The organism is Nocardia sichangensis (assembly GCF_047200615.1).
GTDB lineage: Bacteria > Actinomycetota > Actinomycetes > Mycobacteriales > Mycobacteriaceae > Nocardia > Nocardia sichangensis.
Map to the genome: position 1 here is coordinate 195,629 of NZ_JBJZOK010000007.1, position 25,578 is coordinate 221,206.

Annotated in this window: 21 protein-coding genes and 1 pseudogene; 13 read left to right on the plus strand and 9 right to left on the minus strand. The window is 67.6% G+C overall.

The genetic code is table 11. The features are described 5' to 3' along the window. Nucleotides 1–16: 16 nt before the first annotated feature. The 3 genes from ACL03I_RS12600 to ACL03I_RS12610 all read right to left on the minus strand — a co-directional run bounded on the left by ACL03I_RS12600 (nucleotide 17) and on the right by ACL03I_RS12610 (nucleotide 5,963). Nucleotides 17–2,368, minus strand: coding sequence for an arylsulfatase (locus ACL03I_RS12600; protein ID WP_412805977.1), 2,352 nt, complete (start codon nucleotides 2,366–2,368; stop codon nucleotides 17–19). A gap of 313 nt (nucleotides 2,369–2,681) precedes the next feature. Continuing rightward, a complete protein-coding gene (locus ACL03I_RS12605; protein WP_412805978.1) occupies nucleotides 2,682–4,517 on the minus strand; it encodes an acyl-CoA dehydrogenase in 1,836 nt (611 codons plus the stop codon). Nucleotides 4,518–4,733: 216 nt separating this feature from the next. Further along, nucleotides 4,734–5,963: a TetR/AcrR family transcriptional regulator gene (locus ACL03I_RS12610; RefSeq protein ID WP_355075346.1), complete on the minus strand. Its 1,230-nt coding sequence runs from the start codon at nucleotides 5,961–5,963 to the stop codon at nucleotides 4,734–4,736. A 219-nt stretch (nucleotides 5,964–6,182) separates the two neighbouring features. Here ACL03I_RS12610 and ACL03I_RS12615 point away from each other — a divergent pair, with 219 nt between their 5' ends. Beyond that, nucleotides 6,183–6,695, plus strand: a complete 513-nt coding sequence (locus ACL03I_RS12615; protein ID WP_355075348.1) for a MarR family winged helix-turn-helix transcriptional regulator — start codon at nucleotides 6,183–6,185, stop codon at nucleotides 6,693–6,695. On the opposite strand, the gene ACL03I_RS12620 is transcribed toward ACL03I_RS12615, so the two are convergent. Continuing rightward, nucleotides 6,672–7,328, minus strand: a complete 657-nt coding sequence (locus ACL03I_RS12620; protein ID WP_412805979.1) for a TetR/AcrR family transcriptional regulator — start codon at nucleotides 7,326–7,328, stop codon at nucleotides 6,672–6,674. The two genes, ACL03I_RS12615 and ACL03I_RS12620, sit on opposite strands and share 24 nt — an antisense overlap. A 190-nt stretch (nucleotides 7,329–7,518) precedes the next feature. On the opposite strand from ACL03I_RS12620, the gene ACL03I_RS12625 reads away from it, so the two are divergent. Both ACL03I_RS12625 and gndA read left to right on the plus strand, forming a co-directional pair. Beyond that, nucleotides 7,519–8,304, plus strand: coding sequence for an alpha/beta hydrolase (locus ACL03I_RS12625; protein ID WP_412805980.1), 786 nt, complete (start codon nucleotides 7,519–7,521; stop codon nucleotides 8,302–8,304). Between the two features lie 171 nt (nucleotides 8,305–8,475). Then, complete coding sequence (gene gndA / locus ACL03I_RS12630; RefSeq protein WP_355075354.1) at nucleotides 8,476–9,921, plus strand: NADP-dependent phosphogluconate dehydrogenase; 1,446 nt, start codon at nucleotides 8,476–8,478, stop codon at nucleotides 9,919–9,921. A gap of 55 nt (nucleotides 9,922–9,976) precedes the next feature. Here the strand turns inward: gndA and ACL03I_RS12635 are convergent. Next, nucleotides 9,977–11,936 (minus strand): annotated as a pseudogene (locus ACL03I_RS12635) (heavy metal translocating P-type ATPase). A gap of 94 nt (nucleotides 11,937–12,030) precedes the next feature. Here ACL03I_RS12635 and ACL03I_RS12640 point away from each other — a divergent pair. Together ACL03I_RS12640 and ACL03I_RS12645 are read left to right on the plus strand one after the other, a co-directional pair. Beyond that, the gene (locus ACL03I_RS12640) at nucleotides 12,031–12,393 is read left to right on the plus strand and encodes an ArsR/SmtB family transcription factor (protein WP_355075358.1); all 363 of its coding nucleotides are present in this window, start codon (nucleotides 12,031–12,033) and stop codon (nucleotides 12,391–12,393) included. Between the two features lie 94 nt (nucleotides 12,394–12,487). Then, on the plus strand, nucleotides 12,488–13,879 hold the full coding sequence (locus ACL03I_RS12645) for a DUF1214 domain-containing protein (RefSeq protein WP_412805981.1): 1,392 nt from the start codon (nucleotides 12,488–12,490) through the stop codon (nucleotides 13,877–13,879). A 31-nt stretch (nucleotides 13,880–13,910) separates the two neighbouring features. Here ACL03I_RS12645 and ACL03I_RS12650 read toward each other — a convergent pair whose 3' ends face one another. Further along, nucleotides 13,911–14,255, minus strand: coding sequence for an ArsR/SmtB family transcription factor (locus ACL03I_RS12650; protein ID WP_355075362.1), 345 nt, complete (start codon nucleotides 14,253–14,255; stop codon nucleotides 13,911–13,913). Between the two features lie 61 nt (nucleotides 14,256–14,316). Between ACL03I_RS12650 and ACL03I_RS12655 the strand changes: the two genes are divergently transcribed. Both ACL03I_RS12655 and ACL03I_RS12660 read left to right on the plus strand, forming a co-directional pair. Next, complete coding sequence (locus ACL03I_RS12655) at nucleotides 14,317–14,655, plus strand: putative quinol monooxygenase (RefSeq protein WP_412805982.1); 339 nt, start codon at nucleotides 14,317–14,319, stop codon at nucleotides 14,653–14,655. Between the two features lie 89 nt (nucleotides 14,656–14,744). After that, on the plus strand, nucleotides 14,745–15,620 hold the full coding sequence (locus ACL03I_RS12660; RefSeq protein ID WP_355075366.1) for an LLM class F420-dependent oxidoreductase: 876 nt from the start codon (nucleotides 14,745–14,747) through the stop codon (nucleotides 15,618–15,620). A 96-nt stretch (nucleotides 15,621–15,716) separates the two neighbouring features. Here ACL03I_RS12660 and ACL03I_RS12665 read toward each other — a convergent pair whose 3' ends face one another. Both ACL03I_RS12665 and ACL03I_RS12670 read right to left on the minus strand, forming a co-directional pair. Beyond that, nucleotides 15,717–16,199, minus strand: a complete 483-nt coding sequence (locus ACL03I_RS12665) for an adenosine-specific kinase (RefSeq protein ID WP_355075368.1) — start codon at nucleotides 16,197–16,199, stop codon at nucleotides 15,717–15,719. Nucleotides 16,200–16,276: 77 nt separating this feature from the next. Further along, nucleotides 16,277–17,044, minus strand: a complete 768-nt coding sequence (locus ACL03I_RS12670) for a PP2C family protein-serine/threonine phosphatase (RefSeq protein ID WP_412805983.1) — start codon at nucleotides 17,042–17,044, stop codon at nucleotides 16,277–16,279. A 647-nt stretch (nucleotides 17,045–17,691) separates the two neighbouring features. Here ACL03I_RS12670 and ACL03I_RS12675 point away from each other — a divergent pair. Beyond that, a complete protein-coding gene (locus ACL03I_RS12675) occupies nucleotides 17,692–18,645 on the plus strand; it encodes an EamA family transporter (RefSeq protein WP_412805984.1) in 954 nt (317 codons plus the stop codon). Between the two features lie 242 nt (nucleotides 18,646–18,887). After that, on the plus strand, nucleotides 18,888–20,285 hold the full coding sequence (locus ACL03I_RS12680) for a superantigen-like protein SSL4 (RefSeq protein WP_412805985.1): 1,398 nt from the start codon (nucleotides 18,888–18,890) through the stop codon (nucleotides 20,283–20,285). Nucleotides 20,286–20,304: 19 nt separating this feature from the next. Here the strand turns inward: ACL03I_RS12680 and ACL03I_RS12685 are convergent, their stop codons facing one another. Beyond that, nucleotides 20,305–20,643, minus strand: coding sequence for an MmcQ/YjbR family DNA-binding protein (locus ACL03I_RS12685; RefSeq protein ID WP_355075375.1), 339 nt, complete (start codon nucleotides 20,641–20,643; stop codon nucleotides 20,305–20,307). A 215-nt stretch (nucleotides 20,644–20,858) separates the two neighbouring features. On the opposite strand from ACL03I_RS12685, the gene ACL03I_RS12690 reads away from it, so the two are divergent. From ACL03I_RS12690 to ACL03I_RS12705, 4 genes are all read left to right on the plus strand, one after another. Then, nucleotides 20,859–22,409, plus strand: a complete 1,551-nt coding sequence (locus ACL03I_RS12690; RefSeq protein WP_412805986.1) for an acyl-CoA carboxylase subunit beta — start codon at nucleotides 20,859–20,861, stop codon at nucleotides 22,407–22,409. 75 nt (nucleotides 22,410–22,484) lie between these two features. After that, a complete protein-coding gene (locus tag ACL03I_RS12695) occupies nucleotides 22,485–23,942 on the plus strand; it encodes a lipase maturation factor family protein (protein ID WP_412805987.1) in 1,458 nt (485 codons plus the stop codon). 160 nt (nucleotides 23,943–24,102) lie between these two features. Next, nucleotides 24,103–24,249: a hypothetical protein gene (locus ACL03I_RS12700; protein ID WP_355075381.1), complete on the plus strand. Its 147-nt coding sequence runs from the start codon at nucleotides 24,103–24,105 to the stop codon at nucleotides 24,247–24,249. A gap of 192 nt (nucleotides 24,250–24,441) precedes the next feature. After that, nucleotides 24,442–25,518, plus strand: coding sequence for a mechanosensitive ion channel family protein (locus tag ACL03I_RS12705; RefSeq protein ID WP_412805988.1), 1,077 nt, complete (start codon nucleotides 24,442–24,444; stop codon nucleotides 25,516–25,518). Nucleotides 25,519–25,578: the final 60 nt, after the last annotated feature.

Genomic DNA, 25,578 nt, shown 5'->3' on the forward strand with positions numbered 1-25,578 from the left:
GCGGCGGGCGTATCGGTTACTGCCGAGCCATGTGCATGCGCATCTCGCTCTTGGCGTCCGTCGTCAGTTCTCCGGACAGATCCACGACGACCGTGCGCAACGTGCCGGTGAACCGGAAGGGCGGCCGGTAGTCGGGCACCACCGCGGAGCCCGGGTTGGCGCCGCAGGTCATCCCACCGGGGTTGAACGCGACCGGCGTGATGAACGGGAAATCGGCTTCGCCTGCCGGGCTGCGGTCGATGTAGAGCCGGGCGGTGCCAGGGGTGCCCTTGCCATTGCCGAAATCCGGTGCGCCGGTGGGTTCGAACTCGAAGCGCAATTCGTGGCGGCCTTCCGGGATGGTTCGTGTCGAGGCGACGCGGTGCACGGTGCGCCGCACGTAGTTGTGGGCATAGTGCAAGTGGCCGTCTGCGACGAAGAAGGTCCAGCCTCCGGCATTGGTGCCCTGGCACAGCAAGACGCCCTCGGCGCCGCCGGACGGGATCTCCACTTCGGCGGTGACGCTGTGCGGGCGGTTCAGCACCCGCGGCGAGACGGCCGCAGGCAGCGTCTCGGTGTCCGGGCGCAGGGTGTATCGGGTCTGCGCGGGCGTGATCTGCGGGCGCTCGGCGAGCAGGCGTTGCAATCCGCTGCCGTCGATCGGCAGCACGTCGTAGCGGCCTGCTTCCACATACCACAGGGCGATCATCTCGTTGAGCTTGTCTCGACGTTCAGCGGCGAGGTCACGGGTCTCGGCGAAGTCCTCGGCGACGTGGTAGAGCTCCCAATCGTCGGCGTCGAGCCGGCCGAGGTCATCGGCCGTGATCGGCGTGCCGAACGGCCGGTCCGCTTCGGCGAAGGACGGGCCCGGCCAGGGGCACACGGCCCGCCAGCCGTCGTGGTCGATGGCTCGGTGGCCGAGCATTTCGAAGTACTGCGTGTGGTGCCGGGTCGCGGCGGTGGAATCGTCGAAAGTGTGGGCGAAACCGACACCGTGCAAGGGGGACTGGGATACGCCCCTGATGGTGTCCGGCGGTTCGAGGCCGAAAGCGTCGAGAACGGTGGGAACGACGTCGATCAGGTGCGCGTACTGGGTTCGGATCTCGCCCTGTGCGGTGATGCCCCGAGGCCAGTGGACCAGGAAGGGATCGCTGACGCCGCCGCGGTAGGTTTCGCGCTTCCACCGCCGGAAGGGGGTATTGCCCGCCCAGGTCCAACCCCACGGATAGTGGTTGAACGTGGTCGGACCGCCCAGTTCGTCGATGGCGCGCAGGCTGTCCTCGATCGGTTCCGGGGCGTTGTTGAAGAATTGCAGTTCGTTCGTGGTTCCGGTGACCCCGCCCTCCGGACTGGCGCCGTTGTCGGACACGAGCATGAGCAGGGTGTTGTCGAGCTCCCCGATCTGGTCGAGGAAGTCGAGCAGTCGTCCGATGTGGTGGTCTGTGTGGGTGAGGAATCCGGCGTAGACCTCCATCATTCGTGCCGCCAGGCGGCGTGCGTCGGCGGACAGCGCGGCCCATTCGGGCACATCCGGATCACGGCGGGAAAGCCGCGCGTCCGGTGGTACGACACCGAGCTCGCGCTGCCGGTCGAACGTGTATTCGCGATAGGCGTCCCAGCCGCCGTCGAATCGGCCGCGGTAACGGTCCGCCCACTCCCTCGGCACGTGGTGCGGCGCGTGTGTGGCGCCGGTGCAGAAGTTCAAGAAGAACGGCTTGTCCGGAGCGACCTGTTTGGCACCGGCGATGAAGGAGATCGCCTTGTCCACCAGATCGGCGGTCAGGTGGTAGCCGTCTTCCGGGGTGGCGGGCGGCTCGACCTGATGGTTGTCGTGGACCAGATCCGGATACCACTGGCTGGTGTCGCCGCCGAGGAAGCCGTAGAACCGCTCGAAGCCCCGCCCGAGCGGCCAACGATCGTACGGGCCTGCGGCGGATTCCTGCTCCGACGGCACCAGATGCCATTTGCCGACCATGTAGGTGTTGTAGCCGTGCTGCAACAGCATCTCCGAGAGGAATCCGTTCTCGAATGGGATGTTGCCGTTGTAGCCCGGATACCCGGTGGCGATCTCCGTGATGCCCGCCATGGCGTTGGCGTGATGATTACGCCCGGTGATGAGACAGGAACGCGACGGTGAGCACAACGCGGTGGTGTGCATATTGTTGTACAGCAGTCCGCCTGCGGCCAACGCGTCGAAATGCGGCGTGGAAATGGGACTGCCGTAACACCCGAGCTGTCCGAATCCGGTGTCGTCGAGCACGATGAACACCAAGTTCGGTGCGCCGGGAGCCGCCCGTACCGGTTGCGGCCATGCGGGTTTCGACACATCCGTCGTTCGCCCGATGATTCCGGGAAAAGCCGTTCCCCGTTTGTATTCTTCCAGTGACATCTACCCGCCCTCCGTCCTGCGGATGGACTGGACACCGCCAGCCTGGTTGTCCGAATGAACGCGTGCGATGCCACTGCGTCGACGAGCGGTGCCGCTGGTGGCACTGCGCAATCAAGTACTGCCGCGGAGCCGGGTGGGTCCTCATCGTCGGAAGTCGACGCCACCGAAGCGTCCGATATCGGTTCCTCGCCCATCCGCTATCGCGACGTGAGTCAAATGCTAGACGACGCGGGCGCGACTGTCAGTGGCGGAAGCCGACCGGCCGCCGCATCGTCGGATGCGGCGGCCGGTGCGACGGTGATCGCCGAGGGTGTCAGAATGCGGCTTCGTCGAGATCCATGACGCTGATGTCGACGTCGGAGATGACCGACCATTCCGCGCTGAGGTGCGGCAGGACAGTTTTGGCGAAGAACGACGCGACGGCGATCTTGCCCTCATAGAAAGCGCGGTCTCCGCCGCCCGGCTCGGCATCCAAGGCCGCGGCGGCGATCTCGGCGGCGACGATCAGACGCCAGGCGATGAGGAGATCGCCGACGGCGAGCAGGAACCGGACGGAATTCAGTCCGATCTTGTACAACTCGGTGGGTTGCTGCTGGGCGGCGATCAGGTGCTGAGTGAATCGGCCCGCCATGTCCTGGACATCCTCCAGCGCGGTGGCCAGCAGCACCTTCTCGGTCTTGAGCCTGCCGTTGCCCACGCCGGATTGCGCCGTGTCCCGGATCTTGCCCGCGATGTGCGCGAGCGCGACGCCGCGATCGCGGGCGATCTTGCGGAAGAAGAAGTCCTGCGCCTGGATCGCGGTGGTGCCCTCGTAGAGCGAGTCGATCTTCGCGTCGCGGATGTACTGCTCGATCGGGTAGTCCTGCAGGAAGCCCGAACCGCCCAGGGTCTGCAGCGACTCGGTCAGGTACTGGTAGGCCCGCTCCGAGCCGACGCCCTTGACGATCGGAAGCAGCAGGTCGTTGACCCGCGCGGCCAGCTCGGCATCCGCCCCCGAGATGTGCTGGGCGACAACGTCGTTCTGGTGACCGGCGGTGTACAGGTATACCGCGCGCAGGCCTTCGGCGTAGGCCTTCTGCATCATCAGCGACCGGCGCACGTCGGGGTGCCGGGTGATGGTCACCTTCGGTGCGGACTTGTCCGCCATCTGGGTCAGATCGCTGCCCTGCACCCGGTTCTTCGCGTATTCGAGGGCATTGAGGTAGCCGGTCGACAAGGTGGCGATGGCCTTGGTGCCCACCATCATCCGAGCTTCCTCGATGACGTGGAACATCTGCGCGATGCCGTTGTGCACCTCGCCGACCAGCCAGCCCTTGGCCGGGATGCCGTGGCCGCCGAAGGTGAGCTCACAGGTGGCGGACGCTTTCAGGCCCATCTTGTGCTCGACGTTGGTGACGAAGACGCCGTTGCGGTCGCCCAGCTCACCGGTTTCGTGGTCGAAGTGGAACTTCGGTACGAAGAACAGCGACAGGCCCTTGGTGCCCGGTCCCGCGCCCTCGGGGCGGGCCAGCACCAGGTGGGCGATGTTGCCGAACAGGTCGTCGGCGTCGGCGGAGGTGATGAACCGCTTCACGCCCTCGATGTGCCAGGTGCCGTCTTCCTGCTCGATCGCCTTGGTGCGACCGGCGCCGACGTCGGAACCGGCGTCGGGCTCGGTCAGCACCATCGTGGCGCCCCAGTTGAGTTCGGTGATGAATCGCGCCCAGCGCCGCTGCTGCTCGGTGCCGATGCCGTCGATGATGTGGGCCATCATCGGCCCGGTCAGATACATGTAGGCCGCGGGCTGCGCCCCGAGCACGAATTCGCTGATGGCCCAGCTGACCATCGAGGGGGCGGGCACTCCGCCGACCGCCTCGGACTTGCCGACGCGCCACCATTCGGCGTCGTACCAGGCGCGCACCGCCTTCTTGAACGACTCCGGCAGGCTGACCGAGTGGGTGGCCGGATCGAAAACCGGCGGGTTGCGGTCGGTTTCGGCATACGGTTCGGCGACCGGCCCTTCGGCCAGGCGCGCGGCCTCCGCCAGCATCGATCGCACGGTGTCGCCGTCCAGGTCCCCGAACGCTCCGGTCCGCAGGATGTCGTCGAGTCCGTACACCTCGAACAAATTGAACTCGAGGTCACGCACGTTGCTCTTGTAATGGCTCACGAGCCAGGGCCTTTCGAGAAACGGCCGGTGTACCGGCGAGGGATTCGGCGGGCGCACGGATAGGTGCTCACCCACGGCACACTGTGCGGCACCGATGACGCGAAAGCAATCTTATGTTAATAACCACTAAGTAGATGGTCGGATGTCCAACGGCATTCAATCCGCTGCTAGCACGTAATTGGCGCAGCTAAGTTAATGCTCGCTAAGTGGTATAAATCACTGCGAGGGGGTGCGGCCGGGATTTCCCGCCGTTTCGATCCGCTCCCCGATGGCTACGAGGACGTCGACGAGATCGGCGCGCCGCCGGAAGCGGGGATTGCGTACGGCATCGATGACGACGGTGACGATCGCGCGGCTGAGCACCCGCGCGACGGGCGCGGATAGATCCGGCCGCACCGCCTGCAGCATGCGGGCCCACTGGGCGATGCCGTCGAGGCGCACCCTCCGGTAGCGCTGCACCCCGTCGCCAGGAAGATGCCGGGTCTCGCTGACCGTGATCGCCAAGAGGTCGGGTTCGTCGACGCCCAATTGCGCGAAGCTGCGCATGAGCGAGCGCAGGGACTCCTCGGCGCTGCGGCCCTCGGCGATCGCTCGGGCGAGCAGCAGTCGGAGCCACTCGTCCTGGCGCCGGACGATCTGGTCCAGCAACTCCGCCTTGCTGGAGAAATGGTGATACAGGGCGGGTCCGGTGACGCCGACGGCCGCACCGATGTCCTCGATGCCCACCGCGGCGTAACCGCGGGTGCTGAACAGTCGCGCCGCCTCGGCGAGCATTCGCTCCGAGCGCAGCGCTCGGTCCAGTGCGGTGTTGCCGATCTCGGTGCGCGGTGGCCGGCTCGGCGCGTGGCCGTTCGGGTGTTCGGGCATCCGGGTCGTGATCACCGCCGCGACGGCGGCGTCGAGCACTTGCGCGGCGGCCGGCGCGGGCAACTCGGCGCGGTGATAGGAGGGGCTGACCGCGATCGACAGCACGCACCAGCTCAGCAATTCGACATCGGCCGTGCTCAGTTCGGGTCGGCGTAAGTGGATCGTGTGTCGTAGGTAGCGGGTGAGCCGCGCGGCGCGGACGAGCACCGCGGTCTTGTCGGCGGCGGTCAGATTGCGGAACTCCAGTTGCCACAGCCGCGGCAGGCCGCGCAACTCCAGCGCGACCCGGACCAACTCGGCCGTTACCGCGCCGCCGGAGTCATCGGCGCGATATGCGGCGTCCAGCCGGTTCAAGGTGTCGTCGAGGCCAACCAGCAGGCATTGGCCCAAAAGTTGCTGTTTGTTGCGGAAGTGTCGATACAACGCCGTCGCCGAGATGCCAACCGCAGCCGCGATGTCGGCCATCGTCGTGCCGTAATAGCCGCCGTGCGTGAAGGCGTCGACCGCGGCGGCCAGGATCATCTCGCGTCGATGCGGTGGTCTCCGCCGTGGTTGTCCGCTGTTCGCCTGTGTGCCCATCGCGGTCAGTGTCGCGCATCGGGCGGTCCGCACCGGCTATCGGGCCGCCCCCCGGGGTCGACCCGATAGCTGGTGGGCCGTGGGGATCTGTCGCGGCCACCGGTCCGTATGACGATTTCGTCACGGGCCACGCCGATGTCCTACTGTCGAGTAGGCTTCCCGCAGCTATCACCAGCCCGGGGATCGTTGTCCCACCAGGTAAGCAGAGGGAGCCCGCCCGTGAGCGCTGACACCGCGGACGCCACAGCACTGTCCACCATCGCGGCCCGGCTGCGCATTGCGACGACCGTCATCCTGCGGCGCGCCCGGAGAGATCCCGACGAACGGCGGCTGTCCGCGACGCAGTGGGCGGTCTTAGGACGGCTGCACCGATACGGCGCCATGGCCGCGGTCGACTTGGCGCGGCTGGAGATGCTGCGGCCGCAGACGATGCGCAACGTGGTCGACGGCTTGCGCGACCAGGGTCTGATCATCGGTGTGCGCGACCCGAACGACGGACGCCGGGTGAATCTGACTCTCACCGACGAAGGCCGCGCGTGGGTGTGCGGACATCAAGCGTCCGCGAACGACGCGCTGGCGCAAGCGTTGTCGGAGAGTTTGCGGACGGGTGAGTTGCACAAGGTCGGCGAGGCGCTGGATCTGCTCGAGCGCATCGCTTACGGTGACCGGGGAGCGGATGCACTGATCGCGGGCGGTCTCGGCGCCGGGTCACTGGTGGCCGATTCGCGATGACTCGGCCGCCGCCCGGCCGGGGTCCGTGGGCGGCGTGAGCGCCCGGGTCCAGAGATCGATGATCGCCCGGCCGCATTCGTCGGCGGTGCGGCCGGGCGGCGGATCGAGGACCGCGCCGTGGATCTGCGCCTCCACCGCCTGCACGAGCAGCAATGCCGTCAACCCCGGGTCGTCGCCGCCGACCTCGAGGCGGCGCAGATGGAATTCCACTTCGTCGGCGAGGACCCGTTCGAGTTGTCGGAGGCGTTCGACACCCGCGGCGGTGCGAGGGGCCTGATCGAAGAGCAGCCGGTGCATATCCGGTTGAGCCGTGTGCAACCGCGTCACGGCGACGACCAGTTGCCGGATGGTGTCGACCAGAGGCGGCTGTTCGGCACGCAGGCGCCCGGCCGTTTCCAGCAGCGCCTGGGAAGCGTGCCGCAGGTGCCGTTCGGCGAGTGAGTAGAGCAGTGCGTCCTTGTCGGGGACGTAGTGATAGAGGGTGCCGATGGAGACGCCGGCGAGTTCGGCGATCTTGTTGGTCGTCGTCGCGGCGTAACCGTGCTGCTGGAAAAGTCGAGCAGCGGCGTCGAGGATCGCGTCGAAGGTGAACTCCGACCGCTGCTGGCGCGGGATTTTCCTGGGTGTCGACATGGCGTCCTGAAGTCGAGTTGGCAAAACCGAGGATTGCTCGAATTATTGTCACATGCACGCTTCTTACCTCGCCTTTCTCCCCGATGACCTACGCCGGAGCTGGGATTTTCGGCCCCAGTCGAGCACTTGGTCGTGGCGCGGCCATCAAGTCCACATCGAACGGGTCCACCGGCCGGACGCGGACGTTCGGATGATCTTGATCCACGGCGCCGGTGGTCATGCCGCGGCGATGTGGCCGTTCGCGGCGCTGGCGGCGGCGCGCGGTTTCGACGTGCGGGTCCCCGACCTGCCCGGCTACGGCCACACCCGCGTCCCGTCGTCCCGCGCGATCCGGTATGCGGACTGGGTGGACTGCGTCGACGATCTGGTCCGTGCGGTCAAGGCGGCGGATTCGCGGCCGTTGGTGCTGGTGGGGGCGAGCGTGGGCGGGATGCTGGCGTACACGGTGGCGGCCCGCACCGGCATGGTGGACGCGCTCGCGACCACTTGTCTGCTCGACCCACGGCTGGCGCGAGTTCGCGCGGCGGTCGCCCGTCGCCCGTGGCTGGGTCGGTACGGAACACGGTTGCTGGTGCCCGCGATCGACGATCTGCGAATCCCGATGCGGTTGCTCGCGAATATGTCCGCGATATCGAACGATCCCGAGCTGACCCGGGTCGTCTCGGCCGATCCCCACGGCGGTGGCGCCTGGATGCCACTGGGATTCCTGCGAACCTATCTGCGGTCCGATCCCGGTCTCGAACCGGAGGATTTCACCTCCTGCCCCGTATGGCTGGTTCACCCCGGCGCCGATCGGTGGACGCCCTTGGCGCTGAGCCAGTCGTTCTTCGATCGGATCGCCGCTCCCAAACGCCTGGTCGTGCTCGACGCGGCGGGGCATTTTCCCGTGGAGACGCCGGGCATCCACCAGTTGGCCGACGCGTTCGCCGAGATTCGTGACCGGTTGGTCTCCGGTCCCGTGCCGGCCGGGACGTGAAGTCGCGTACGCGCCGACGCCCGTATGGTCACGTGAGCGGCTCGTGATGCGCTCCGAGCCCGCACCGGCGGGGTGGGTAAGGTCTGAAGCGTCGTGGAACGGACGCCACGATGCCGCCGCCGAACAGCTTCGCGCGGACGCGCCGCCCTGCCGAACGAAGAGAGCTGATTGATGCCGACCTCTACAGCGCGCGCACAGATCGGGGTCACCGGTCTGGCGGTCATGGGTAGCAACATCGCACGGAACTTCGCCAGGAACGGCTATACCGTTGCGCTGCACAACCGCAGCATCGCCAAGACCGACGCACTGCTCGAGGCCCACGGCGACGACGGCGACTTCGTGCGGACCGAAACGATCGAGGAGTTCGTCGCCGCGCTGGAGAAGCCGCGCCGGGTGCTCATCATGGTGAAGGCAGGCGCCGCGACCGACACGGTCATCGAGGAACTCGCGGACGCGATGGAGCCGGGCGACATCATCATCGATGGTGGAAACGCCCTCTACACCGACACCATTCGGCGGGAAGCCGCGATGCGCGAGCGCGGGCTGAACTTCGTCGGAGCGGGGATCTCCGGGGGCGAGGAGGGCGCCCTCAACGGCCCCGCGATCATGCCCGGCGGCCCCAAGGAGTCCTACGACTCGCTCGGGCCGCTGCTGGAATCCATCGCGGCGAAGGTCGACGGAACGCCCTGCTGCACCCACATCGGCCCGGACGGCTCCGGACATTTCGTCAAGATGGTGCACAACGGCATCGAGTACGCCGACATGCAGTTGATCGGCGAGGCCTACCACCTGTTCCGCGACGCGCTCGGTTTCGACGCCAAACAGATCGCGGACGTGTTCACCCAGTGGAACTCCGGCGACCTGGAGAGCTACCTGGTCGAGATCACCGCCGAGGTGCTGAACCAGGTCGACGCGAAGACGGGCAAGCCGCTGGTCGACGTGATCGTCGACGCGGCGGAGCAGAAGGGCACCGGGCGCTGGACGGTGAAGTCCGCGCTCGACCTCGGCGTGCCGGTGACCGGAATCGCCGAAGCGGTGTTCGCGCGGGCGCTGTCGGGTTCGCGCGAGCAGCGAAAGGCCGCGCGGGGTCTGGCTTCCGGACGGCTGGCCGACAAGCCCACCGACGTGGAGCGGTTCACCGAGGACATCCGGCAGGCGCTCTACGCCTCGAAGGTGGTCGCCTACGCGCAGGGCTTCGACCAGATCGCCGCGGGCAGCGCCGAATACGACTGGAACTTGCGCCCGGGTGATCTCGCGACGATCTGGCGTGGCGGCTGCATCATCCGCGCCCGGTTCCTCAACCGGATCAAGGACGCCTACGACGAGAACCCGGCGCTGCCGAGCTTGATTCTCGCACCGTACTTCCGTGAGGCGATCGAGACGGCCATCGACAGCTGGCGCCGCGTCGTGGCCACCGCGACACTGCTCGGCATTCCGGTGCCCGCGTTCGCTTCGTCGCTGTCCTACTACGACGCCCTGCGCGCCGAGCGTCTCCCGGCCGCGCTCACCCAGGGGCAGCGTGATTTCTTCGGTGCGCACACCTACGAGCGGGTGGACGCCGAAGGCAAGTTCCACACGCTGTGGAGCGGGGACCGCGGCGAGGTTCGCGCCGACTAGCCGGACGCGCTGTCGCAGTGCGGGATTCGTTTCCGCACTGCGACGGAGGTCGCTGTCACTCCCGTGATCCGGCAGCTCGCTCCCACGCACCCCGGCGGAGCAGGCGTAGCCCGTTGAGCCCGACGAGGACGGTGGATCCCTCGTGCCCGGCGACGCCGAGGGGGAGCGGCAGGGTCCCGGCGAGGTCCCAGACGACCAGCACGCCGATGCAGGTGGCGGCGATGGCCAAGTTGGCGATCACCACCCGTCGCGCCTGCCGGGACAACGCGATCACCGCCGGGATCGTGGTCAGGTCGTCGCGCACGACGACGGCGTCCGCGGTCCGCAGGGTCAGGTCGGATCCGGCGCCGCCCATGGCGATGCCGACCTCGGCCGCGGCGAGCGCAGGGGCATCGTTGACGCCGTCGCCGACCACGGTCAGTTTCCGCCCGCCGGCTTGCAACTCGCGCACCGCGATCATCTTGTCGTCGGGCAGCAGTTCCGCCCGGACGTCGGTGATGCCGACACATTCGGCGAGCCGATCGGCGGTGGCGGTGTTGTCGCCGGTCAGCAGTATCGGCGCGCTGCCGGTCAGCGCGGTCGTCGCGCGCACGGCCGCGACCGCTTCGGGCCGGAGCTGGTCGGTCAGTGCGAGCACTCCGATCGGTTCGTGCTCGCAGGTCACGACCACGGCGGTGTAGCCGCTCGCGTGGAAGGCGTCGACAGTTGTGTGGGCGTCGCGGGTGGGTTCCCACGCGGCGGGGGAGCCGACGCCGATGAGACGGTCACCGACACGGGCGGTCACGCCGCGACCTGGGTGGGCCGTGAATTCGGTGACCTCGGGCAGCCGCAGCTCTCGGGTGCGGGCCGCGCGCACGATCGCCGCCGCGAGGGGGTGCTCGCTCGGGTGCTCGGCCGCGGCGGCGAGCCGAAGCACCTCGGCGTCGGTGAATCGCTGGTCCAGGCAGCGGATCTCGGCGAGTTCCGGGATGCCGCGGGTCAGGGTGCCGGTCTTGTCGAAGGCGACGTGCGTGGTGGCGCCGAGCTTTTCCATGACCACCGCGGATTTGACCAGGACACCGTGACGCCCCGCGTTGGCGACGGCCGCCAGCAGGGGCGGCATGGTGGCCAGCACCACCGCGCAGGGGGAGGCGACGATCATGAACGTCATCGCTCGCAGCAGCGCTCGCCGCACGTTGTCACCGAGCAGCAGCGGGATGGCGAACACCGCGAGGGTGACCGCGACCATGCCGACGGAGTAGCGCTGTTCCACCTTCTCGATGAAAAGCTGGGTGCGCGCTTTGGTTCGGGCCGCCTGCTCGACCAGGGCCGCGATGCGCGCTACCACGGAGTCCCGCGCGCGGCGCACGACGCGGATGCGCAGGGCCCCCGTGCCGTTGAGGGTGCCCGCGTACACCTCGTCGCCCTGGATTTTGTTCACCGGCAACGGTTCGCCGGTGATGGTGGCCTGATCGACCTCACTGCCGCCGGAGAGGACGGTCGCGTCCGCGGCGATCCGCTCCCCGGGCCGCACCACGAGGACGTCTCCGACACGCAGTTCGGTGGCGTGGACCGTCTCTTCCTCGCCGTCGCGCGCGACCCGGGTCGCGGTGTCGGGTGTGAGGTCGAGCAGTCCGCGCACCGAGTCCTCGGTCCGGGCGGTGGCCAGCGCTTCCAGGGCGCCGGAGGTCGCGAAGATGACGATCAGCAACGCGCCGTCGGTGATCTGGCCGATGGCCGCCGCTCCGATCGCCGCGGCGACCATGAGCAGGTCGACGTCGAGCGTCTTGTCGCGGAGAGCCTGTAAGCCGGCCCACCCGGGTTCCCAGCCGCCTGCGGCGTAGCAGGCCAGGTACAGGCCCCAGCGCAGCCACTGGGGGGCCATCGGTCAGCTGCACCGCCAGCCCGGCGCAGAAGAAGACCACGGCCACTGCGGCCCAACGGGCTTCGGGCAGGGTGAACAGCCGGGTCCGGCGCACGGGCACGCGACCGGATGGCGGAGTCGGACGAGTCGGCGCGAGCGTCGGCGCGGCCACGGGTCACCTCCAGAACGGCAACGAACAGACGGCCCGAACCATACCAGAACACATGAACATGTCTTCATTTGTTCCTAGAGTATGCTGTTCTGTCATGGGACACGGCGTCGAAGGCAGGGACCGCCCTGCCGTGCGCTTGGATCCCGAATCGGCCACCCATGTGGCGACCACGTTGCAGGCGCTGGCCACACCGAGCCGCTTGATGATCCTCACCGAACTGCGCCAAGGGCCGCTGCCGGTGAGCGCGCTGGCCGACGCCATCGGCATGGAACAGTCCGCCGTCTCCCACCAGCTTCGGCTGCTGCGCAATCTGGGTCTGGTCACGGGCACTCGCACCGGCCGCAGCATCGTCTACAGCCTCTACGACAACCACGTCGCCCAACTGCTGGACGAGGCGATCTACCACAGCGAACACCTGCGCCTCGGCTTGTCCGACCGTCCCGAGGCCGCGGTCTGACCGACCCTGCGGCACTGGCGATCCGGCTGCTCGGCAAGGCTTTCACCCGATTCGGGTGATGTCGGCCCGGTACGGCGGTGGCACCGTCCAGGAAATGACGGCCCCGGCGATGGTGGACAACCGGTACGAGTTCGCGAATGGCTATCCGATCGGGTCTTCCGCGACTCGGGCATGGGACGACAGCGTGTTCCAGCGCGCCGTGGTCGCGTACCGGTTCTGGTATCCGACCGTATCGATGGAAGGAATTTTCAACGGAAACAGGGAGATCGGACTGAACGACAACCGCGCGGTCGGAATCGCCTCGACCGGGCCGCGGCATGTCGGGTTCACTCTGAATTCCGATACCCCGTATGGCGCCGCGGTGCTGGATCTGTCGGCGGGGCCGATGGTGGTCGAGCTTCCGCCGGGACCGTACATCGGCCTGGTCGACGATCATCATCAACGGTGGATCACCGATCTCGGCATTCCCGGGCCGGACCGAGGGCAGGGCGGCACTTACGTCATCGTTCCTCCCGGCTACGCGGGGGCGCTGCCGGATCGGGCGCACGTCGGGCGATCCGCGTCCTTCAAAGTGCTGCTCGCCGTGCGCGCGCTACCGCTCGGTGGCGACCTGGCCGAGGCGATGGATGCGCTGCGGGCGGTCCGGGTGCATCCGCTCGAGGAGGCGGGCGCGGTGCTGGACATCATCGACACCACCGAGTTGGCTATGGACTCCACCTGTTTGTGCTGGGAAGCCGACATCTCTTACTGGCGGGTGCTGCACGGGATTCTCGAGACGGAACCGGTGGTGCCGGAGTTCTTGCCGATGTATGGGCTGCTCGGGGCGATCGGTCTCGAGCGAGGCGTTCGGTTCGCGCCCGACCGCCGGTCCGCGGCGCTGTTGACGGCCGCGGCGCGGACCGGGCGCGGTCAATTGCTCGTTTCCGCGTTCGCCAGTGGCCGGCCGGACCGCGTGGCCTGGCCGGACCGTCGCTGGGAATGGGTGGGACTGGTCGCCGACAACGGCGACTTCCGGACCGCCTCCGGTCTCGACCTCGAAGCGCGCGACCGGTGGTTCGCCCAAGCGATCATCGCCTCACCGGCCATGTTCCGGCGGCAGGTGGGCGGCGGATCGCTGTATTGGCTCGCCATGCGGGACGGGCGAGGGGATTACTTGGACGGTAGTGCCACTTATACCCTCGATATACCGCGGCCGGTGCCGGCCGGGCTGTTCTGGTCCGTGACGGTCTACGACGCGCAGACCCGCTCGCAGATCCAGGCCGACCAGGGCAAGGCCGCCCTCCGGTCGCTGTTCGAGTTGTGCGACCTCCCGCCCGACGGCCCCGTGCGGCTGCACTTCGGCCCCATTCCTCCTGACGGCGACGAGACCCGCTGGCTGCAAACCGTCCCCGGCCGCGGATGGTTCGCCTATCTGCGCATCTACGGACCCGAGGAAGCGGCGTTCGACCAGACTTGGCGGCCCGGCGATTTCGAGCGCGCGAGCTGATCGAATGTGGCGACGGCCCTCGTGGCTCGGCCTATGGGGCGGGATGGCAGCGCTTGCGTCTCTGGTCCGGGATTTCCGCGCGGAGCAACTCGATCAAGCCAGGGAATCGGTGCTGGAGTTCGGCTCTGCGTAGTTGGGCCATATTGCTGTTGCCGCGATCGACCTGACGGATCAGCCCGGCCTGGCGAAGAACCCGAAAGTGGTGCGTGAGTGTCGCTTTCGATACCGGGAGGCCGAACGAACTGCAATGGCGCTCGGTGCCGTCGGGCTCGGCGAGGAGCGTGAGGATCACCTGGCGGCGATGCCGATCGGCGAGCGCGGCGAACACCGAACCGAGTTCCATCTCCTCCGGTGCGGGCTGATCGCTGCCGGGCACGGCGAACCTCCTCCATAGGTACGTCTTGCATCGTACCTCAGTGGCCGCTAGCGTCCGAGGTATGAAAAATCTCGTACCTGATCACGCGCCCTACGTCCTCGTCGGTTTCGCCCACCCCAAACCGGAGCGCGCGGCGGAACTGCGTGAGTTGCTGTTGTCCTTCGTCGAGCCCACGCGCGCCGAAGAAGGTTCGTTGGAGTATCACTTCCACGAGGACAAGGACCGGCCGGGCACGTTCGTCTTCTACGAGGTATGGCGGTCCAAGGAAGATCTCGATCGTCATTTGGCCCTGCCGCACATGCGGGCGTTCTGGGACGAGCGCATGGACTACCTCGAACGGGATCTCGACATCCGCTGGCTGTCGATGCACAGCCCGTATCCGCGCCCGGTCGCAGGTTGACAACCCGATCGATCCGCTGCTTGACCTGGAGCGCACTCCAGCGCTTAGGGTGCGCTCATACAGGGTTGTCCAGCAGAAGGGATCACTTCATGGAGCTCGGTTTTCACATACCAATCTTCGATATCGACGGTGGCACCACCGCCATCGCCGGTGAGCTGGCAAGGGTGGGCGCGGCGGCGGAAGAATCCGGCGCGACGTGGCTGTCGTTCATGGACCACTACTTCCAGATAGAGCCGACCGGCCTGCCCGCGGAGGCGAACATGCTGGAGGGGTACACGACCCTCGGCTATCTGGCCGCGCACACTTCGCGCATCGACCTCGGACTGCTCGTCACCGGCGTGACCTACCGTCACCCCGGTCTGCTCGCCAAGATCGTCACCACCCTCGACGTCCTCTCGGGCGGCCGGGCGGTCCTCGGGATCGGCGCCGCGTGGTTCGAGCGCGAGCACCGCGGGCTCGGTGTGCCGTACCCGCCGACCGCCGAACGGTTCGAGCGGCTGGAGGAGACGCTGCGCATCTGCCGCCAGATGTGGGACCCGCAGGACAACGGGCCGTTCGACGGGAAGTACTACCAGCTGGCCGAGACGCTGTGCTCGCCGCAGCCCATCAACCGGCCGAAGGTGCTCGTCGGCGGCGGGGGAGAGCGCAAGACGCTGCGGTTGGTCGCGCAGTACGGCGACGCCTGCAATCTGTTCGGCTCCTCGCCCGGGGACGTCGAGCACAAACTCGACGTGCTGCGCAGGCATTGTGATGACGTCGGCCGCGACTATGACGAGATCCGTAAGACGATCATCGCCAACAACCCGCGGCCGAGCCCGGAAAACCGCGACGAATTCGTCCGGCAGATGGCCGACTACGCCGAACTCGGCATCGAGACGGCCATCGTCACTCCGACCACAGGCTCACCGGCGGCATGGATCGACGGCATGGCGCCTGCCGTCCCGCAACTGGCGGAACTCGGCTGAGGTATCCGGCGCGGGCCCGGATCGCTTGCGGGATTCCGGGCCCAGCCGGTGCGCCGACCATCGGTGCGCGCCGTACGAACCGGCGGGGCAGCGGTCCTACAGTTTGTAGCCGATCTGACGCAACAGCTGCTTCCGGGCCGCCTGGTCGTCGGCATCTTCCACGCCGAGCGGCGGCGAACCGTCGATCACGCCGATGATTCCTCTGCCGAGTTCGGTTTCCGCGATCAGAACCTCGACGGGATTGGCTGTGGCGCAGTAGATTCCGCAGACCTCCGGGACCTGCTGCACGGCGTTCAGCACGTTGACGGGGTAGCCCTCGCGGAGAAAGACGATGAACGAGTGTCCCGCACCGATGTCGACCGCGTTCTTGGTGGCAAGCTCGACGAGTGCGTCGTCGTTGCCGGAGCGGCGGACCAGGCGCGGTCCGGAGGCCTCGCAGAACGCCAGCCCGAAGCGCAGGTGCGGACCGACTCCGACCAGCGCCTCGTGCAGGTCTTCGACGGTCTTGATGAAATGGGACTGTCCGATGACGACGTTGAGATCATCCGGTTTGTCGATGCGCACGGCTGTCAGCTCCACAGCGACATACTGCGCCCCGACGACGTCGATTCATAGCATTTCGACATTTGTTCCGCGCGTCGCGAACGGTCCCGGAATCACCCACCGTGGGTGCCCCCCGGCCGGAAAGGCAGGTCCACGACCAGTGCGGTGGCGTTGTCCCTTCCACCGGCCAGGAGGGCGGCATCCACCAAAGTGTTCGCGATCGTGGGAGCCGCGTCGCCCTGCGCGAGGATGGCTTTGACCGCGGCTATGCCGAGTGGCTTGTGTACGCCGTCGGTGCTCAGCAGCAGTCTGCCCGTGCTCGAGCCGGTGGCGGCGTATCCGATCGCGTCCGGCCGCACGGTGCGCGCCGAGGTGGTGACCAGATGATCCATTCGCGGGGTGGAGGCGAGCCCGCGGGTGCGGTACAGCTCGGCTACGGTGTGGTCGGTCGTGATCTGGTGCAATACTCGCCCGTTCCACCGATACGCGCGACAGTCGCCGACCCACGCCACCTCGCAGGGGCCATCGGGTTGATCGGCGGCCGGAAGCACCGCGACCACGAGCACGCTGTCGGCCGAAGGCTCCGGGACCTCGCGCAGGAGTTCCTCCTGGGCCGCGAGAATTCCCGCGCGCGCTCCGTCGGCGGCGGCGGAGCGCGCCGCCGCGGCGGCGACCGTGCGTGCCGCGCGGGCTCCGAGCAGATGATCTCCGACGCCGTCGGCGACGACGTACGCCGTCGCTCCGGTCACGGCGTCGGTCTCGATCGCCACCGCGTCGGCGTTGATCGACCGTGACGCGCGCCGACTGGCCGAAGCGCCGGTCGTTCCGCCCAGCCGCGGTGTCTGGATCCGCGGCATGCTCGCGGTGGTACCGGTAAACACGAACTGGTCTCCTCGTAGCTGGGCTCTGAGTGCTGCCGACCAGCACCCTTCAAGGACACCGCATCAGTATTTGGACTTGGCGAGAGTCCGTTGTGTGAACGCTGAGAATTCGCTCTCGATCAGGTCACGACGGGCGTCCCCGCTAGTGGCGCTGCCCGCCTTCCGGCCGGAGCAGACGCTGTCGCGTGCTGCCGCCGGCGGGCGGACGAAGGGCGCATTGATCGATCACCGCTGTACCTTGTGCCGCAGTCCACAGCGCGGGACGCATTTCGCAACATTGTTTCTGGATTCCGGCAATCGATCGGCTCACTGTTCGTTGCTCGGGGCATTTACGTTCTCCGCTGTGAAGCAGGGGTGCACGCAGCGCGCAAATCACCGAAGCCGGTCACGTTTGTCCGATTTGTTCGGCTCTCGCCGCACAATTCGACGGATATCTGTGGCGACCGCAAATTCGGAGCCGTCGGCTCGTTACGTCCCAGCGCGGGTGCCCGACCGGTGCGTGTCCACGTCTGTTCGGCGCTGACGCAGCCGACAACCGCTCTGCCACAGATCAATCGACGCGCCGAGTCGGGCCGTGCAGCGGATCCGTCGGCGTCCGACAACGCGCGCCGCCCCGGGTACAGGCGTGTTCAGGAACGGAGTACTACGTGGTCATCAGTCCCGCCGAGGACGCCTCCCTACGATTCGCGCCGCGGCTGATCCCGCCGCGCGGAGGTGTGCCCACCCCGGTGCTCGTGGTCGCCGCGATGGTCAGCATCCAGCTCGGCGCGGTCATCGCCAAGCACCTGTTCACACTCGCGTCGCCGGTAACGGTCGCGTGCGGCCGGATCATGCTCGCGGGCGTGTTCGCCGTGCTGCTGTGGCGGCCGTCGCCGCGGCTCGAGCGCAGGGCCCTGCTGCCGGTCGCCGGGCTCGGCGTGGCCATCGCGGGCATGAACCTGTGCTTCTATGCGGCAGCCCTGGACCGCATCCCGCTGGGCATGGCGGTGACGATCGACTTCATCGGTCCGCTCGCCGTCGCCATGATCGGGTCGCGGCGCACCCGCGACGCGCTGTGGGTGACGCTCGCCGGAGCGGGCGTTCTGCTGCTGGTCGACAGCGAAGGGCCGGTCTCGTGGAGCGGGGTGCTGTTCGCGGCGGCAGCCGGTGCGGGATGGGGCGCTTACATCGCGTGCGGCGCCGTGGTGGGCAGGCACACCGCCGGACACGACGGACTGGCGTTGGCCATGGGCCTCGGCGGACTGCTCGCCGTGCCGGTGGTGATCGCGAATGACGCTGTGGCGCTGACGGATCCGGTGTTCCTGGCGGCCGCGGCGGCGTTGGCCGTGCTCTCGTCGCTGCTGCCGCATGCCATCGAGATGGCGGCCTTGCGCCGGATCACGCCCGCGGTGTTCGGCGTCATGATGAGTTTGGAACCCGTGGTGGCCGCGGGCGTCGGGCTGCTGTTGCTCGGCGAGCAGATGCGGGCGGCGCAGTGGTCGGGTATCGGCCTGGTGGTCGTGGCGTGCGTGGGAGTGGCGCGCGGTTCCCGTGCCGACGCCGTCGGCGATCGGGCGTATGCCGAAATGGCGGTGTCCAGCGCTGTAGACAAAACCACCTAGGTTTTCCGGATGTCGGCAGCGCTCACGTATTTCCGTCGCGGCTGCCGACAGACATGATGACTAGGCAGAATGCATTCCGCACGCGACGATTTCGCTAGAGGGAGAAGTTGTCGGTGACGTAGACAACATCCGAAACTCGGTTGAATTCCCCGCCTTACCGGCGGGTACGTGATCGAATGCTCTGCAACTGATGTCGCGAACCCGTGTGATGCACCGGTTCAGTATTCCGGGAGGTTGTGGCTGTGGCCGACGCAAGCGTGCCCACGCTGCGTCCGTCCGAGCTGGAGAGGTTGGCTCAGCTCGACGAACACAACGAACTCTCCGCCGACCAGGTGCGATCGAGCTCGCAGCGGATGGGCGTGCCGGAGGAGGACCTGTGGCGGTGGCTGGAGGACCGCCGCAGTGCGTCCGCGCCCACCAGACGCATCGATGTCCCCGAGCGGCCGACCGCCCACATCGAGGTTCCCGACCCGCCGACCGCCCACGTCGAGGTATCCGACCCGACCACCACACGCGTCGATGTTCCCGACCCGCCGACCACGCGCATAGATGTCCCTGATCCGCCGACCACCCGGATCGATGGCCCTGAGCCACCGACCAGGCACGTGGGGTATGGGGAGATCAACCACCGGCAGTCCCGCATCATCACGCTTCCCGAAGCGGCCGGAGGCGGGCTGCTGCCGCAGATCTCCGACGGGGACGTCACCACTTTCCGGGCCGATGCCTACCGGAGCCTGCCACCGGAAGAATTCGCGCGCATCGACGCCGTCTACGCCGACGGGATCCAGCTGGCCTGCCGGTGGCTGGCCGAACACACCGGGCGACCGTGCAGGCACGACCTGAACCAGAACGGCGTCGGCAGCTGGCTGGGGCCGCGCGGGGCAGGCCTGGCCGAATACATGCTCTCGGTGCTGCAACCTCGCCTCAGCGTGCCGGACCGCTTCCAGCAGGGCGCCGGTTTGGTGGACGAGTGGAACGACATTCTGAGCCTGTACCGATTCCTCGGCGGCCTCGTCGCCGACAGCCCCAGCCGCGGGCACACGATCACGCGCCTGCGCGGCGCCCAAGCGGCGTTCCTGCTGCACGGGATGCGCCTGGATCTGCCGCCGGACCTGGCCTACTCGGTCGGGCCGGGGCTGACGACGGTCCCGATCGATGACGACCTGGTCGCCCGGGTCCGGGCCAGGACCGCCGATCCGGTGGACGCGGCGGCGATCGTCACCGCGCTCTTCACCGGCGCCACCGCGATGGAACTCAACGCGATCCCCTGCGTCGCGCTCGCCGCGGACGCGCTGATCTTCAACGGCCCGATCGGTTACACCCACGCTCCGGACCTGTACGTGTGGGTGATTCCGCCGTCGGCGCGGCCTCTGCTGTACGAAGCCCGCGTCCACCAGGAATCACGCCCCACACCGAACACCAAGCTGTTCGCCGGCGCCATCGGCGGAGCGGGTTTCCGCCTCCGCAGGCTCGCCGCGGCGTGCGAGGTGACGCTGCCGGATCTGTACCACTGGCATCACAGCTGGATCCGCGAAGCGGGACTGCTCCGGAAGTCGGAACAATCGACACCGGTCCGCAATACCGATCTGCTCTTCGGTCTGAGACTCGCGCCACGGCCACGCCGCCGCCGCGCACGCTGACGCCGGGGCGTCGAGCAGGTCACCCGGCGTCGTCGAGCAGATGCCGTGGTGCGGCCTGCCGCCACGAGTCGTGCACGATGGCTTCGAGTTCCTCCCGGTCGTCGAGGGCGGTCAGCCGCGCACGGACCCAGGCGTTGCCTGCTTCGTGCGCGGCGATCCAGAACTTGTCCGGTTCGGCGACGACGAGTTCGTCGCGGTCGGCGATGGGGCAGCGGACCGCCATCGAGGTCTCGGACTCGGGAAGGGTGAGGAACAGCTTGCCCGCGACCCGGAAGGTCGGCATCCCCCAGGTGAATTGTTCGGATGTCTCCGGTAGCGACAGCGCGAAGGCCCGGACATCGTCCCCGGTGAAACTCATGCACCGAATCCTGCCAGCTCGCAAGGGAAGTCTCGGACCCGGTCGGATCACGGCGGAGATCGCCCACGCGATGCCGGGCCGATCCATAGGGCACCGTGCCAACGCGGCCGTCCGCGCGTTGTGAGCTACCCAGTAATCGACTCGGCGCCACGGCGTTCGCCGTCCAGCCCCCTATCGTCTGCGCAACAGCCAGTGAGGTCGAGAGGCAGTTTCGGATGGTCGGCACGCGCGAGAAGTTGGAGCAGTTGCGGGGCACCCTCGCGATCGCCGAGGAGCCTGCCGGTGCGTCCGGTATCGCGAAACGACAGAACAAAGGCATCCCCAGCGCCCGCGAGCGGGTGCGATCGCTGCTCGACCCGGGAACGTTCGTCGAGATCGGCGCACTCGCGCGCACGCCGGGAGCGCCGGACGCGAAGTACGGCGACGGAGTGGTCACCGGGCACGGTCGCATCGACGGGCGGCCGGTCGTGGTCATCGCACACGACCAGACGGTCTACGGCGGCTCGGTCGGCGAGATGTTCGGCCGGAAGGTCGCCCACATCCTGAAGTTCGCCTTCGAGAAGGCGTGCCCGGTGGTGGCGATCAACGATTCCGGTGGCGCCCGGATCCAGGACGCGGTGACTTCGCTGGCCTGGTTCGCGCACATGAGCCGACGCCAGGAACGGCTGTCCGGGTTCGTTCCGCAGGTCTCCATCATGCTCGGCAAGTGCGCCGCCGGTTCGGTGTACGGCCCGGTGAACACCGACGTGCTCGTCGCGACCGAGAACTCCTACATGTTCGTCACCGGACCCGAGGTGATCAAGACGGTGACCGGCGAGGACGTGACCGCGGAGGAGTTGGGCGGCGCCCACGTGCAGGCGCGCAACGGCACGATCCATCACGTGACCACCACCGAGCAGGAGGCGTTCGACTGGGCCCGCAAATACCTGAGTTACCTGCCGTCGAGCTGCTTGGAGCAGGCGCCGATCGTGAACCCGGGTCTGGAACCCGAGATCACCGCCACCGATCTCGAGCTCGAGTCGATCATCCCGGACTCCGACCGCGAGGGATACGACATGCACGAGATCCTGCTGCGCATCTTCGACGACGGCGATTTCCACGAGATCCGTTCGGCCACCGCGGCGAATCTGATCACCGGCTTCACGCGCGTGGACGGCCGCAGCGTGGGTGTCGTCGCCAACCAGCCGCTGGTTCTCGGCGGCGCGGTCGACGCGAAATGCTCTGACAAGGCAACGCATTTCATCAGGCTGTGCAATGCCTTCGGCATTCCCCTGGTGTTCGTGGTCGACACTCCCGGCGTGCTCCCCGGCGTGGAGGAGGAGCGCAACGGTGTCATCGTCCGCGGCGGTCGCGTGTTCCGCGCGATCATCGAGGCGACCGTGCCCATCATCAACGTGGTGGTGCGCAAGTCCTACGGCGGCGCGTACGGCTTCATGGCGTGCAAGCAACTCGGCGCCGACATCAGCCTCGCCTGGCCCACCGCCCGCATCGCGGTGATCGGTGCGGAGAGCGCGGTCGACATCGCGGGCAGACGTCAGCTGTCACAGGTGCCGGAGGAGCAGCGCGCAGCCGTACGAGAGTTCATGATCGACCAGTACAACGCTACCGTGGCGACGCCGTGGATCGCGGCGGAACGCGGATACATCGACGCCGTCATCGAACCTTCCCGGACCCGGCTGGAAATACGGCACGCGCTGCAGCTCCTGCGGGACAAAGAGGCGGCTGCCGAACACAACCCGCGCAAGCACAGCCTGTACCCGATGTAGTAGCGGTTTCCCTGCCGCCGGGCCGGGTATGCGCCCGGATGGGAACGAAGGTCCGCGGTCGGAGGAGTTGCGGGCATGGACTGGTTCACCGCATCCGAATATTGGTTGAGCAGGCAGCTGCTGACTCGCGGTGTCGCAGCCGTCTATCTGATCGGCTTCGTGGTCGCCGCCCGCCAATTCCGGGCGCTGATCGGGGAGCACGGCATGCTGCCCGTGCCGCGCTGGCTGGCCCGGCGCTCCTTCCGGCGCACGCCGAGCATTTTCCATGTCCACTATTCCGACCGGTTCTTCGCCGTCGTGTCGTGGTTCGGTGCGGCGTTGGCCGCGGCGATGGTGGCCGGCGCCGCCGATCTGGTGCCGCTATGGGCAGCGATGCTGATGTGGGCGCTGTTGTGGGTGCTCTACCTGTCGATCGTCAACGTCGGGCAGGACTGGTACGCGTTCGGGTGGGAGTCACTACTGCTGGAATGCGGGTTCCTGGTGATCTTCCTCGGCAACGACCGCACCGCGCCGCCGGTGCTGGTGCTGTGGCTCGCCCGCTGGTTGCTGTTCCGGGTGGAGTTCGGCGCCGGACTGATCAAACTGCGCGGTGACCGGTGCTGGCGCGATCTGACCTGCCTGTATTACCACCACGAGACGCAGCCGATGCCGGGGCCGCTGAGCTGGTTCTTCCACCATTTGCCCAAGCCGCTGCACCGGGCGGAGGTACTGGGCAACCACTTCGCGCAGCTCGTCGTGCCCTTCGGGTTGTTCGCGCCGCAGCCGGTGGCGAGTATCGCCGCGGCCGTCGTCGTCATCACCCAGCTGTGGCTGGTGCTGTCGGGCAATTTCGCCTGGCTGAACTGGCTGACGATCGTTCTCGCGTGCAGCGCCGTGAGTGGGTCCGCGGCCTCGGCGGTGCTCCCGGTGCCGGCAGCGCCGTCGCTGCCGGCACCGCCGGCGTGGTTCACCGGCCTGGTCATCGCGTTCGCCGCGTCGGTGGTCTTCCTGAGTTACCGTCCCGCCCGCAATCTGATCTCGAGTCATCAGGCCATGAACCGGTCGTTCGACCCCTATCATTTGGTCAACACCTACGGAGCGTTCGGCAGTATCGGCCGCACCCGTTACGAGGTGGTCGTGGAAGGCACCGACGAGCCGGCCGTCACCGACCGGACGCGGTGGAAGGAATACGAGTTCAAGGGCAAGCCCGGTGATCCGCGCCGGCTCCCGCGCCAATGGGCCCCGTACCATCTGCGGCTGGACTGGCTCATGTGGTTCGCCGCCGCCTCACCGCGTTACGCGCAGTCGTGGCTGGGCCCCTTCTTGACACGACTGCTGGAAAACGACGCGGCCACGCTGCGACTGCTACGGAACAATCCGTTCCCGCAGGCCGCACCGCGCTTCGTCCGGGCGCAACTGTATCTCTACCGCTTCACCACACCTCGCGAATTGGCTCGCACCCGAGCGTGGTGGGACCGCACGCTGGTGACCCGATACGTTCCGCCCCTCTCACTGGACGACCTGCATTACCGCAGCCGTTCCGGTCGGCAATGACGCGTTGGTCGGCTCCACCGCGGGCCGAGAATCCATGCCGGACAACGGCTTGCGCTCGAAGCACAGGCCGGGGGTGGCATTCGCCACAACGGGCGTGGCGACGATCGACGGAGAAACCGGGTATGCGCCCGAATGACGCAATCGACCGAAGGAGGATGTCATGTCCATCTCGGCCTCGCGCTCGCAGTATCGCGCCGCCCGACGCGGCGGCAGCGGCTATCCCGGCACGGAGCTGCCCGTCGAATGGACCATCGCGGCATGGGTTTTGGTGTTGACGGTGCTGAGCCTCGCGCTGGCGCTCCTGTAGGAACGCCACCCGGCGAAGAGCGGGGACCAGCTGAAGGCCCGCTTCGCTGGAGCAGGAAGCTCAGCATTGCACTCACCTACGCGGGAGCTGAGCGGCATCGTGCGCTCGAGAATACTGGCGATGCGCTACCGATGCGGCGAAAAGTTCTGCACCGCGGCAGGGTGAGTGGACGAGGAGAAGGAGTTCGATCCGTTGGAGGAAATACTACGGCCGCTCATCGTGCTTCTCGGTACGGTGGCCATCACCGTGACGGCCGGTTTGCTGTTCGATCGCTTACTGCGTTACAGCGCCCGTAGACGCCCGGGCAACCAACTTCCCACTCTGTTGCGCCGGGTGCAATTGCCTGTGCAGGTGTTGCTCGGCGCGATGGCCTTGCATGCCACCTACCCGTTGGCCCACCTGGATTTGCGCCAGGACGCGATGATCAGGACCGTCCTGGCGACGGCGGCGATCATGGCAGCGGCATGGGGCGTCATCCGTGCCGCCGACGCGGTCGCGGAGAACACGCTGCGCTCGTATGCCCGGCGCACCCAGGACATCACGCGGGTTCGGCAACTGCGCACCCAGCTCGGCCTGGTGCGCCGGATCGTCACCTCGGTCCTGGTGGTCACGACCGCCGCCGTCGTGATCCTGCTGCTGGTGCCGAGCCTGCGGACCCTGGGCACCTCGCTGCTGGCCTCGGCGGGGGTGATCGGCATCATCGCCGGTGTCGCCGCCCAGTCGACACTGAGCAACCTGATCGCCGGATTGCAGATCGCGTTCGGGGACTCGGTCAAGATCGGGGACACCGTTGTGGTGGAGGGAGAGTGGGGCATCGTGGAGGAGATCACCCTCGCATTCCTCACCGTCCGGATCTGGGACGACCGCAGACTGACCATGCCGGTCTCCTACTTCAACAACAAGCCGTACGAGAACTGGTCGCGTGGCGGGCCGCAGATCACCGGTACGGTTTTCCTGTACCTGGACCACAGCACACCGGTGCCGCTTTTGCGTGAGCACTTGCAGGAGTATCTGCGAACGCGCGCGGATTGGGACGGTCGCGCCTGGGGTCTGCAGGTCACCGACAGCACGCCGACGAACATCGTGGTGCGCGCGACGATGTCGGCCGCCGACGCCGACGACGTGTGGAACCTGCGCTGCGCGGTCCGTGAGGAAATGCTCGACTGGCTCGGCCGCAACCACCCCTACGCCCTGCCCAAGATCTCCACCGCGATCACCGAGACCGCCACCGATCGTCATCTGGCGCTGGCGGGCGACCGCGGCGACTGAGGTTACTATCGAGTCTCCGTGTCGCTCCCGGACGAGTTCCGGGACGAAGGGGGGCCGATC